This window comes from Stenotrophomonas sp. STEN063, assembly GCF_056854515.1.
Genome location: NZ_JBXFWF010000026.1, coordinates 1 through 12,040, shown reverse-complemented (window position 1 = coordinate 12,040; position 12,040 = coordinate 1). Strand labels below are relative to the sequence as shown.

The 12,040-nt window shown below is 65.1% G+C and carries 9 protein-coding genes, 1 tRNA gene and 1 pseudogene; all 11 read right to left on the bottom strand.

Annotated features, from left to right (window positions below):
* Positions 1-10: 10 nt before the first annotated feature.
* The 11 genes and pseudogenes from AC1VWL_RS08930 to AC1VWL_RS08880 all read right to left on the bottom strand — a co-directional run bounded on the left by AC1VWL_RS08930 (position 11) and on the right by AC1VWL_RS08880 (position 11,582).
* Positions 11-86 (bottom strand) — tRNA-Gly (locus tag AC1VWL_RS08930).
* A gap of 48 nt (positions 87-134) precedes the next feature.
* A complete protein-coding gene (gene pgsA / locus AC1VWL_RS08925; protein WP_481534132.1) occupies positions 135-749 on the bottom strand; it encodes a CDP-diacylglycerol--glycerol-3-phosphate 3-phosphatidyltransferase in 615 nt (204 codons plus the stop codon).
* Between the two features lie 7 nt (positions 750-756).
* Positions 757-2,604: an excinuclease ABC subunit UvrC gene (gene uvrC, locus AC1VWL_RS08920; RefSeq protein ID WP_482986433.1), complete on the bottom strand. Its 1,848-nt coding sequence runs from the start codon at positions 2,602-2,604 to the stop codon at positions 757-759.
* A complete protein-coding gene (locus tag AC1VWL_RS08915; protein WP_481534134.1) occupies positions 2,601-4,016 on the bottom strand; it encodes a hypothetical protein in 1,416 nt (471 codons plus the stop codon). The genes uvrC and AC1VWL_RS08915 overlap by 4 nt, the downstream gene beginning before the upstream one ends.
* A complete protein-coding gene (locus AC1VWL_RS08910) occupies positions 4,013-4,504 on the bottom strand; it encodes a low molecular weight protein-tyrosine-phosphatase (RefSeq protein ID WP_482986432.1) in 492 nt (163 codons plus the stop codon). The genes AC1VWL_RS08915 and AC1VWL_RS08910 overlap by 4 nt, the downstream gene beginning before the upstream one ends.
* Positions 4,501-5,274, bottom strand: a complete 774-nt coding sequence (gene kdsB / locus AC1VWL_RS08905; RefSeq protein ID WP_481534136.1) for a 3-deoxy-manno-octulosonate cytidylyltransferase — start codon at positions 5,272-5,274, stop codon at positions 4,501-4,503. The genes AC1VWL_RS08910 and kdsB overlap by 4 nt, the downstream gene beginning before the upstream one ends.
* Before the next feature lie 36 nt (positions 5,275-5,310).
* Positions 5,311-6,333, bottom strand: coding sequence for a tetraacyldisaccharide 4'-kinase (lpxK, locus tag AC1VWL_RS08900; RefSeq protein WP_482986431.1), 1,023 nt, complete (start codon positions 6,331-6,333; stop codon positions 5,311-5,313).
* The gene (msbA, locus tag AC1VWL_RS08895) at positions 6,333-8,078 is read right to left on the bottom strand and encodes a lipid A export permease/ATP-binding protein MsbA (protein ID WP_481534138.1); all 1,746 of its coding nucleotides are present in this window, start codon (positions 8,076-8,078) and stop codon (positions 6,333-6,335) included. The genes lpxK and msbA overlap by 1 nt, the downstream gene beginning before the upstream one ends.
* Positions 8,075-8,497 (bottom strand): ExbD/TolR family protein, encoded by a 423-nt coding sequence (locus AC1VWL_RS08890; RefSeq protein WP_481534139.1) that lies wholly within the window; start codon positions 8,495-8,497, stop codon positions 8,075-8,077. The genes msbA and AC1VWL_RS08890 overlap by 4 nt, the downstream gene beginning before the upstream one ends.
* A gap of 4 nt (positions 8,498-8,501) precedes the next feature.
* Positions 8,502-9,164 carry a MotA/TolQ/ExbB proton channel family protein gene (locus AC1VWL_RS08885; RefSeq protein WP_282270584.1) on the bottom strand — a complete coding sequence of 221 codons (663 nt, stop codon included), beginning with the start codon at positions 9,162-9,164 and terminating at the stop codon, positions 8,502-8,504.
* A pseudogene (locus AC1VWL_RS08880) lies at positions 9,058-11,582 on the bottom strand (DNA internalization-related competence protein ComEC/Rec2). Before AC1VWL_RS08880 ends, AC1VWL_RS08885 begins: the two are co-directional and overlap by 107 nt.
* Positions 11,583-12,040: the final 458 nt, after the last annotated feature.

The following is a 12,040-nucleotide window of genomic DNA, read 5'->3' as shown; positions in this document are numbered from 1 at the left end:
TGCTTGAAACTGGAGCGGGAAACGAGACTCGAACTCGCGACCTCAACCTTGGCAAGGTTGCGCTCTACCAACTGAGCTATTCCCGCTTGGGAGGCGAAATTCTACATGCATTGGGCGCAGTGTCAACAGCCTGTTCACTTTTTAACTGCACCATTCCTTGCGGCTTTTTCGTCTTCACGCAGGCTCGGCCAGGCAGCTCGCAGGTACTGCAGTGCAGACACCAGAGTCAGCAAAGCGGCGATGGCCAACATCCAGTCACCAATGTGGAAAACCGGCTCGCCCATCCAGATGGTTTTGTACGAGGTATTGGGCGACACCGAGTACAGCAGGCACAGCAGCGCCACCATCTGCGCGGTGGTCTTGACCTTGCCGATCATCGCCACCCGCACCTTGGCGCGCTGGCCGATCTCGGCCATCCACTCGCGCAACGCCGACACCGCGATTTCACGGCCGACGATCACCGCCGCCCAGAACGCCATCCACGGCGTCGGGTGCCCCTGCACGATCAGGAACAAAGCCACCGCCACCATCAACTTGTCCGCCACCGGGTCCAGGAACGCGCCGAACGCCGAATGCTGCTCGTACTTGCGCGCCACCCAGCCGTCCAGCCAATCGGTGATCGCCGCCAGGCCGAAGATCGCCGCCGAGGCGAAATTGGTCCAGGCATAAGGCAGGTAGAAAACCAGCACCAGCACCGGGATCATCAGGATCCGCAGCAGCGTCAGCCAGGTGGGGATGGTCAATTTCATTACAACATTACTCCGCCGCCGGATCGGGTACCGACAGACCATGAAGGTTAGCGTAGATACGCGCAGCGAGGGCGGCATTGATGCCTTCCACGCGGGCGATTTCAGCCTCGCCCGCCGCCTTCAAGCCGGTGATGCCGCCAAAATGCTTGAGCAGGCTGGCGCGCCGACGCGGGCCGATACCGGGAATATCCTCGAGTTTGCTGGTCATGCGCGCCTTCTGGCGACGCCCGCGGTGGCCGGTAATGGCAAAGCGATGGGCTTCGTCACGCACCTGCTGGATGAACTGCAGGGCCGGTGACGCCGCGCCGGGGCGCAACTCGCGGCCATCGGGCAGCACCAGTGCTTCATGGCCGGCACGGCGCTCCACGCCCTTGGCCACGCCCACCAGCATCACCCCTTCCACGCCCAGGTCAGCCAGCGCTGCCTGTGCCTGCGCCAACTGTCCGGCACCGCCGTCGATCAGCAACACGTCCGGCAGCACCCCGCCCTCTTCCACCGCGCGGCGGAACCGCCGGTCGATGGCCTGGCGCATGGCGGCGTAATCGTCGCCCGGCTCGATGCCGCTGATGTTGTAGCGCCGGTACTGCGCGCGCACCGGGCCGGCCGCATCAAACACCACGCAGGAGGCCACTGTGGCCTCACCCATGGTGTGACTGATATCGAAGCACTCCACGCGCTTGACCGGCTCGGCCAGGCCCAGCATCTCGCGCACGGCCTCACTGCGCGCCTGCTGTGCGCCCGCACTGTCCATCTCGGCGACCAGTGTGATCTGCGCGTTGCGACTTGCCAGTTCCACGTAGCCGGCGCGTTCGCCGCGCACGTTCCACTTCAAGGCGACCTTGCGCTCGGCCGATGCGCTCAACGCGGCCTCGATCATCTCCGCATCCGGAATCTGCCGATCCAGCAGCACTTCGGCGGGCGGCTCATGTTCGACGTAATACTGCGAGACAAACGCCGCCAACACTTCTTCGGCACTGTCTTCGCCATTGGTGCGCGGGAAGAACGCGCGCGTGCCCAGATTGCGGCCATCGCGGAAGGCCAGCAGCATCACGCAGGCGCTGGCACCCTGGGTTGCACAGGCCAGCACGTCCAGATCAGCTGCGCGCCCATCCACGTACTGGCGGTTCTGCATGCTGCGCAACGAAGCCACCAGATCACGCAAACGCGCGGCGCGCTCGAACTCCAGCGTGTCGCTGGCCTGCTGCATCGCCTGCATCAGTTCTTCGGCGAGCTGATCGCTCTTGCCTTCCAGGAACATCGCCGCGCGCCGCACCGATTCGTCGTACTCGGCCTGTGGCACCAGCTCCACGCAGGGCGCGCTGCAACGACCAATCTGGTACTGCAGGCACGGCCGCGAGCGATTGCGGAACACGCTGTCCTCGCAGCTGCGCAGCTTGAACAGCTTGTGCATCAGGTTAAGCGTTTCGCGCACCGCGCCCACGCCCGGATACGGCCCGTAATAGCGGCCCGGCACCGCACGCGGGCCACGATGCAGGGCGATCCGCGGCCACTGCTCGCGGGTCAGCAGCACCTGCGGATAGGTTTTGTCATCACGCAGCGAGACGTTGTAACGCGGGTTCAGCGACTTGATCAGCTGGTTTTCCAGCAGCAGCGCTTCTGACTCGGTGCGGGTCACGGTGACATCCATCCGTGCCACCTGCGACAGCATCATCATGATGCGCCGGCTCTTGGGCGAGCCGTTGAAGTAGCTGCCTACGCGCTTGCGCAGCGCGCCGGCCTTGCCCACGTACAGCAAGGTGTCATCGGCAGCGTACATCCGGTACACACCTGGTGCGGTACTCAGTGCCGCAGCGAAGGCCTTGCCATCGAATTCATTGGCAACTACGTCGGTCATCCTTCAATCGGCACTTCACTCAGTTCGCCGCTGAGTGGATCAAAACGCAACACGGCGTGCGCGTCGGCCTCGGCAATCCAGATGGCACCGGCAGCCACCGCCAACGCGGCAGGGCCATGCAGGCGACGCGGTAGATTGACGGTCGAAAGGTCACCACCGCCCAGCCGCAAGGTACGCAGCGAGCCATTGCCTGCATCGGCAATCCACAGCAGCGGCGAATCCGGCCCCATCGCCAGCGCCAACGGGTACTGCAGCCGTGCGCGCAGGCGCGGGCCATCGACATTGCCCGACTCCCATGGCCCCTGCCCGACCAGCGTCTGCACCAGATCCCCCCGCAACTGCACCGAACGGATTGCTGAACCCAGCGCGTCGCAGACATACAGCGTCTGCTGGACCGCAACCAGGCTGCTGGGCTGCGCAAATGCCGCCAGGTGACCACTGCCGTCGCGCACTTCCATCACACCGGCACCCGCCCGCCAGCGCAGCTCGCGCGTGCCCAGGTCATAGCTCCAGATGTGGTTGTCACCGGCCATCGCGATGTGGACCTGGTTGTCCGCCACCGCAACTGCCGCAGGGTGATTGAGCGGGCTATCCCAGGGCTGGGCCAGCACGCCGGCGCGAGGATCACCGGCACGGCCATTGCCACACAAGGTCCCCACCTGTCCGCTGATCAGGTTGATGCTGCGCAGGGCGTGGTTGCCGGTGTCGGCCACGTACAGGATCTCGCGCACCAAGGCCAAGCCCTGCGGGCGATTGAACGCCGCCTCGCCGGTACCGCCATTGATCAGGTCGGCGCTGCCCAGGCCGAACTGACGCAGAACGCGGCCGTCATGATTGCATTCGAGAATTCGATGGTGGCCGGTGTCGGCCACATACAGGCGATCTGCCGTTGCAACCAGTCCGCCCGGGAACAACAGCGGCAGACGTGGCTCGGCGTTGATCTCACGGATGCCGTAGGCATCGTCGTCCAGCGGACGCATCATGCCTTCGCCCAGGCTGTTCAAGGCCCGTTCCAGATCACCAGTCGCGCCCACCAGCCGCTCCTGCTCCTGCCCGTAAGCATCGAGCAGCAGCAGGGTTGGCCAGGACTGCACCTCAAACCGGCGCCAGGCATCCCACTGCGCGTCCAGCACGATGGGCGCACTGATACCCTGCCGGCGCAGCAGCTTCAAGGCTTGCTGCGGTTCGCGTTCGAACTCGAAGCGCGGCACCTGTACCACCAGCAACTGCACCCGACCGGGGTTGCGCGCCTGCCAGCGCATGACCTCGGCCAGCCGCTGCATGCACCACACCGAGGCGCCGTTGACGAAGGCCAGTACCAGCGGGCGACCGCGCATGTCCTGCAAGGTCGCCGGCGCTGCATTCAGCCAGATGCCGGAGGTGGGCAGTTCCGTTACGCGGTTTTCGTTCATGCCGGGATTATGCCGGAGTCGTCGCGCCGCGACAGGCGGCGCACTGTGGCCTGGGCCGCAGTATCGAGCAGCGCCCAGCTGTGCTCGAAATCTCCCACATCACCGTAATAGGGGTCCGGCACCACATCGGCCCCGTCAATGCCTGCCCACGGCAGCCACAACACCGCACGCGCCTCGAACCCGGCCGGCGCCAGCTCCCGGGCCTCACGCAGATTGTCGGCATCCGCGCACAGGATCAGGTCGTATTCCTCGAAATCCTCGGCCAGCAGCTGGCGGGCCCGCTGGGCGGCTATGTCCGCCCCATGCTGGCGGGCACAGGCAACGGCACGCGGATCGGGGCTGCGCCCGGCATGCCAATGGCCCGAGGTTCCAGCCGAATCGACCTGCACCCAACTGCCCAGCCCCGCCTCGGCAATCCGCGCGCGCAAAGCCCCTTCACCCATCGGCGAGCGGCAGATATTGCCCAGGCAGACCACCAGCAGCTTCATTGCCCCGCCCTCATCTGCGCCTCGGCGCGATGCAGGTCTTCCGCGGTGTCGATACCCGGCGGGAATGGCGCGGGTGACAAGCCCACCGCGATACGGAAGCCAGCCTCCAGCACCCGTAGCTGCTCCAGCGATTCGATCTGCTCCAGATTACCCGGCGGCATGCCGGCGAACTGCTGCAGGAAACCGGCCCGGTAGCCATAGATGCCGATATGCCGCAACCACTGGCCGGCCGGCAGCACATCACGACTGACGGCGAAGCCATCGCGGTGCCACGGAATCGGCGCGCGGCTGAAGTACAGGGCATCGCCCTGCGCAGTCCGCACCAGCTTGACCACGTTGGGATCAAACAAGGTCTGGGCATCCTCCACCTGCGTTGCCAGCGTCGCCATCGGCGCGCCGCTGTCGGCAAGAATTGTCGCCACTGCCTGGATGCCTGCCGCTGGGGCGAAGGGCTCATCACCCTGCAGGTTCACCACGATCACATCGTCGGCCCAACCAGCCTGGCGCGCACATTCGGCAAGACGGTCGGTACCGGAGGCATGCGCGGGGTCGGTCATCGCCACATGGATGCCGGTCAATCCCGCCACCGCTTCCGCAATCCGCGCGTCATCGGTGGCCACCCACACCTCGCGGGCGCCCGCGTCCAACGCGCGACGCGCCACGTGCAGCACCATTGGCTCCCCGGCAATCAGCGCCAACGGCTTGCCCGGCAAGCGGGTGGAGGCATAGCGGGCCGGAATGGCCACCACGAATTCGGGAACCCTGCTCATCTCAACTCCTTCCAACACGTACGACAACAGCATGCATCAACCGCGGGACAGCTTACCCAGACGGTCGAGCAGGGCCACCCAGAATGCTGCCGGCAACTCAGCCTGCAGCGGCACAGCGTAGTGCCACGCGGTAGCGAAACCCTGGCATTTGACCGCGTCTTTTTCGGTCATCAATACCGGCAACTCGCTGCCGAAGGACAGGTCTTGCGGCGTGTAACGATGATGATCGGCAAAGGCATGCGGCACCACACCGATATCGCGGCTGCGTAGCATCTGGAAAAACCGTTGCGGATTGGCGATGCCTGCCACCGCGTGCACGCGCAGGCCGGCAAATGTCTTCAAGGGTTTGTCGCGACCGCCCTTCAGTGGCCGCGCCGATTCAATGGACAGACGCATCGCCCACTCACCGAAACCGGAGTCACCTGCCTGAGTGGGCGCATCACTGGTCTGCCCAAGGTTGACCACGCGGAAGTCACACTGCGCGGCGCGCGAGGCCGGCTCGCGCAGCGGCCCGGCCGGCAGCAACCGTCCGTTGCCATAGCGGCGCACTGCATCCACCACTTCGATTTCGATATCCCGCGCCAAGCGGTAGTGCTGCAGACCGTCATCGCAGACCACCACATCGCAACCGGCATCCAGCAGCGCCTTGGCCGCGGCGACCCGGTCCTTGTCTACCCGTACCGGCACGCCGGTCTTCCAGGCGATCAGCACCGGCTCATCCCCGCCCAGGCCCACGTCCATATCGGCGGTGACCCAGCGCGCAGTATCAGCCTCGTCGCGGCCATAACCGCGGCTGGCGACACCGGGTTTCCAGCCCGCTTCACGCAGACGGTTGACCAGTTCAATCGTCAACGGTGTCTTGCCGGTACCACCGGCAGTGATATTGCCGACCACGATCACCGGCAAAGGTACCTGCCGGGCATGCAGCCAGCCACGGCGGTAGAGGCTGCGGCGCAGGCCGGTTATCGCGCCATACAGCGGCGCCACCAGTCGTGCCGCCAGCGGCACCGGTGCATCGCCATACCAGTAGGCCGGCGTTTGCGGTCCTTGCTTGGCCATCATTCCTGCCTATCGCGGAACTGCATGCTGTGCAGATGTTCGTACACACCGCCCAAGGCAAGCAGCTCGGCATGGGTGCCACGCTCGACGATGCGCCCCTGGTCCATCACCAGCACCTGGTCCGCGTGCTCGATGGTGGACAGACGATGGGCAATAACCAGTGTGGTACGGTCGGGCATCAGCTTCTGCAGCGCATCCTGCACCAGCCGCTCGGACTCGTTGTCCAGCGCAGCGGTTGCCTCATCGAGGATGAGGATCGGTGCGTCCTTCAGCATTGCGCGGGCAATGGCCAGACGCTGGCGCTGCCCGCCGGACAGGCGACCGCCCTTGGCACCGACCGGCGCATCCACGCCCTGTGGCAACTGCTCGACGAATTCGCTGGCATTGGCACCGTCGATTGCCTGTTGCAACTGTTCGGCGCTGCGCTCCTGCAACTCACCGTAGGCCACGTTCTGGGCGATGCTGCCATTGAACAAGGTGACCTGCTGGCCGACCAGGGCGATCTGCCGGCGAAGATCGGCCAGTTTGTAGTCCCGCAACGGGTGACCATCGAGCAGGATTTCGCCGGCCTCGATCTCATAGAAACGCGGAATCAGCTTGATCAAGGTCGATTTGCCACTGCCCGAGCGACCAACGATGGCGGTTACCGTGCCCGGCTTGGCAATGAAGCTGATGTCTTCCAGCGCCGGCTTGGCCTGCCCCGCATAGCGGGCGGTGACGTGGCGGAATTCCAGCAGGCCATTGGCGCGCTGCAGCGGCAGGTTGCCCGCGTCCACTTCGTCCTTGGAATCAAGTACGTGGAACAGGCGCTGTGCGGACGCGATGCCTCGCTGTGTCATGTTCTGTACGTTGGTCAGCTGCTTCAGCGCCGGAATGATCGCCAGCATCGCCATCAGCAGACCAACGAAGTCGCCCACCGTCAAACGCCCGGCAGCGGCCTCATGCCCTGCGATGAGCAACAGCGCGGCCAAGCCGACCGCACCGATCAACTGCACCATGCTGGAAGAAATGCTGCGCGTCGCTTCGACCTTCATCGCCAGCCGCAGGTTGGTGTTGGCCAACCCGGTATAGCGGTCCAGCTCAGCCGGCTGCGCACCGTAGATCTTCACTTCCTGCTGGCTGGACAAGGCCTGATCGGCAGCCTGCAGAAGATCCGCGCCACTTTCCTGGATGCGATGACTGATGCGCCGGTAGCGCTTGGCGACGATGTTCATCACCCAGGCCAATGGCGGTGCCAGCACGAAGATCGCAAGGGTTACCTGCCAGCTGTAGTACAGCATCACCGCCAACGAACCCAATGCCTGCAGCGATTGCTGCAGCACGACCTTCATCGCATCGATCGCAGCCTGCGCCACCTGATCGCTGTCCGAGCCCAACCGTACCAACATCGATGGCACCGGCTCGGAATCGAAACGCTGTCCAGGCAGCCGCAGGTACTTGCCCAGCACCAGCACCCGGAAATCACGGGCGATGCTGCGTGCGGCCTTGCCCATGCCGATATCGGTCAGATAGCCAGCCACACCACGCAACAGGAACAACCCAATGACAGCCAAAGGCATCCATTGGTTGATGTCTTTCGGGTTCACCAGGCTATTGGTGATCGGGCTCATCAGGACCAGGAAACCACTGCCTGCGGCCGCCTCGATCAACATGCCAAGGCCCGCCATCAACAACAGCGGCCGATAGGGCTTGGCGGAGGCAAGCAAGCGCCTGTAGATCTTCCAGGCCGAGTCGTTGTCACTCATTGTTTGGCTTCCGGTGCGGTTGCAATCGCGATCCGGCGGAAACCGAGCTGACCGAGGGCATCCTGCGCAGTGACCACAGCTTGGTACGGCGTACGCGCGTCAGCACGCAGCAGCACGCTCTGCTCGCGGTCGGCACCAGCCAACTGGGCGATGATCTGCTTCAACGATTCGATGTCGGTGCGCAGCACTTCCTGGTCGTTGACGAAGTAGCGGCCATCGGCATTGACCAGCACGCTCAGCGAAGTCTGCGGCGCGCTGGTCTTCTGGTCGCTGGCCGTGGGCAACTGCACCTGCAGCGTCGAACGCGCATCAAAGGTGGTGGTGACCACGAAGAAAATGATCAGCACCAGGATCACGTCGATCAAGGGCACCAGATCGATATGCGGTTCATCCTGGGTGCGATTGCTACCAATCCGCATGGGCTCAGGCCTTCTCGGTTGCCGCCGGCCGCGGCGCGGCGGCCTTGCTGGCCGCCATGACCGCCGGGCGACCATCCAGTGCATCCAGCAGCGCGCTGGCTTCCTGCTCCATCTCGATCACGTAGCCATCGATCAGGCCACGGAAGTAACGATGGAACATCAAGGCCGGAATCGCGACCATCATGCCGGTCGCGGTACACACCAGCGCCTTGCCGATACCACCAGCAAGCTGGCCGACGTCGCCGACGCCGTGATCGAGAATGCCCAGGAACATCTGGATCATGCCGACCACCGTACCCAACAGGCCGAGCAACGGGCCAGCCGAGGCGATGGTGCCAAGTGCATTGAGGAAGCGCCCCATCCGGTGCACCAGATGGCGACCGGTGTCTTCAATGCGCTCACGGATCTGGTCACGCGGGCGATTGCGCGCTTCGAGCGCAGCAGCCAACAGCGCGCCCAGCGGCGAATTGGCACGCAGGGAATCAATATGGGAAGCATCCAGCTTGCCGCGCGCGGCCCAGTTGCGGACCTCCTGGCCCAGGCCTGGCGGCAGCACCTCGTTACGGCGCAGGCTCCAGAAACGCTCCAGGACGATCGCCAGCGCCAGCACGCCCAACAACAGCAACGGCACCATCGGCCATCCGCCGGCTTTGACCAATTCCCACACGTTTCAACCCTCCGGCGCCGTGGCCGCGTATTTGATGTCAGATAGGATAGCAGCCGCCCGCGCCCGCTCAGCGGCATCCCATGACCTTGAGCGCCAGATTCTGCGCTCGCGCAGCTGCAAGCCCTGCCTGCCCAACCAGACGTGCAGCGCCCCGCTGCCGGCCGTGGTCAGCACCTCGGCCCCGGAGCGCTGCCAGCGGGCCACCACGTCACCGCGCGGGTGACCAAAACGATTGCCGTGGCCACTGGAGATCAGCGCCAGCCGCGCGTCGGTTGCCGCCACGAAGCGATGGCTGGAGGATCCGCCGCTGCCGTGATGTGCCACCAGCACCACCTCCGCGCGCAGCTTTGCCGGCACGTGCTTGAGCAGGCGCTGCTCGATCACCTCGCCAATGTCGCCGGTCAACAACGCCGTTCCATGGGCGCCCTGGACCCGCAACACGCAACTGGATTCATTGCCCAGATAGGGAAAACCTGGCGTCGGATGCAGAAACTCAAGCAGCACCCCGTCCCATCGCCATGCCTGACCTGCCTCACAGGCCGCTGCAGCAGCTGCGCCCACTGCCAGTCCCGGCGGCATCAACAGCTCCGAAGGCGGTAGAACACCCTGCACCGCCGCCAGTCCGCCAGCATGATCATGATCGCCATGACTGACCACCAGCCGGTCCAAGCGCGGTACACCCAAGGCTCTCAGTGCGGGCACCACTACCCGCTCGCCGGCATCAAAACCGTCCGTTACCGCCGGCCCGGTGTCGAACAGCAAGGCGTGGTGCCGGGTACGCAATAACACTGCCAAACCCTGCCCGACATCCAGCGTGACCAGCTCGAACTCACCCGGCCCGGGCCTGTCGCGCCATGGCAGACACAGCGGCAGCCACAGCAACACCGCCAGGCCCTTGCCCGCAACCCCGGCCGGCAACAACAGCCACACGGCGCCGAGCAGCGCCAGAGGCAAGGCGAACCACGCCGGCTCAGGCAGCCACCACAATGAATAGCGAGCACTGCCCAGCATCTGGAACAACGGCCAGCTCAGATCGAAGCACCATGCCGAGGCCCGCCAGGCCAGGCCGCCCGCGCCGCTGCATATCGCTTCCAGCGCCGTACCGACAAGCGCCAGCGGCACCACCACCAGGCTCCACCAGGGAATGGCGACCAGGTTGGCCAACGGACCGATCGCCGAGGCCTGGCCGAACAGCATCACGGTCAGCGGCAACAGTCCCAACGTCGCCACCCGCTGCGCGGATAGAAAACTGCGCAGCCAATGCGCGCGCTCGGGCAGACACCACAGCAACCACGCCACCCCGGCAAAGCTGAGCCAGAAGCCAGCGGTCAGCACCGACAACGGTGCCAGCCACAGCACAGCCAAGGCCGCCAACGCCAAGGCGCCAGCCACATCGACCGGCCTGCGGCCAAGCCGTGCCAGCACCACCACCGCAACCATCAGCACGGTGCGCACCGTTGGCAGACCAAACCCGGCCACCGCCGCATACGTCGTGGCCCCAAGCAACGCACCAAGGGCAACCGCCTGCGGCCGTGGGCAATATCGGCCGCACCACGGCAACAAGCGCCAGAGTCCAGCCACCAACCACGCTGCGCACAGTGCAACCATGCCGACGTGGAAGCCCGAGATCGCAATCAGATGGGTCAGGCCGGTTGCGCGCAGCACCTGCCAGTCGCCTTCGCCGAGACCGCGTGTGTCGCCCAGCGCCAAGGCCTGCACATAGCGCGAAGATGCAGCCGGCACCTGCGCCGCGATCCGCGCGGCCATGCGTTCACGCCATGCGCCCAGGCCCGCAGCAGCCTCCAATCGTTGTGGTGCAGGCGATTGGCGCACGACTCCGCTGGCGGCAATGCCCTGTGCCAAGGCATGTCGCTCGGCATCAAAGCCACCGGGATTGACCAGCCCGCGCGGCGCACGCAGGCGCAGGTTCAACCGCCAACGTTCGCCCGCGTGCACGTGCAGCCGCGGACCGGGCGTTGTTGCACCAAAGTCGTCGTACCAGGACACCTGCACCGTCTCGCCCCGCAGGTCTGGCGGAAGGCTGGCTTCTGCATCCAGGCGTAGTTGAAAACGCGTGCGACGAACCTCGTGTTGGGGAAGGCTGCTTACAACGCCTGTCACCGTGATTTCCTGCGCCTCCCGGCGTGCGGCCAGCTGCTGTTCCAGGCCCCAACCCACATGCAGGAAAGCCCAGCCCAAACCGGCCAGCGCTGCCCCCAGCCAGCGCCAACGCGGGGCTGTGAACCACAACAGCACGCCCGTGGACAATGCCGCCCAGCGCACCCACGTTGACGGCAAGGCCGGAGCCAGAATGGCCGCACAGATACCGGCCATAAAGCATGCCGCTACGGCTTTTCCGGCGAAGGCGAGGGTTGAGTGGTGTTGAAGCGCGTCACCCGCGTTTCGCTGAGCTGGCATATCCGTCCCCGTTTGCGCCTTGGGGAATGCTGGCAGGCTTGTGCTCACCTTCCATCGGAGGAAGCAGGTGGTGGCAGGTCAGGAAGAGTGGGTCACGGCTGTCGAGCGCAACCATGCTGCGCCGGGGCGCCCCATCATTGCCTTGTGGGAGCGGCATGAGCCGCGAAGCTGGCTGCAATGAAACGCTGACCATGCCTGCAATCTGATCGACTGCGAGCTTCGCGACTCATGCCGCGCCTACAAGAGGTCGGGGGGGGTTGTCCGGGAAAGCTTCTGCCGAGCATCGCTCGGCACTACAGCTGCATGGGCACCATGCTTTGTGGGAGCGGCGTCAGCCGCGAAGCTGGCGACAATGAAACGTTGGCCTTGCCTGCAATCTGATCGACTGCGAGCTTCGCGGCTGACCCCCCGCCTTGGAATGTCGGTGGGGTGTCCGGGAAAGCATCTTCCGCGCATAG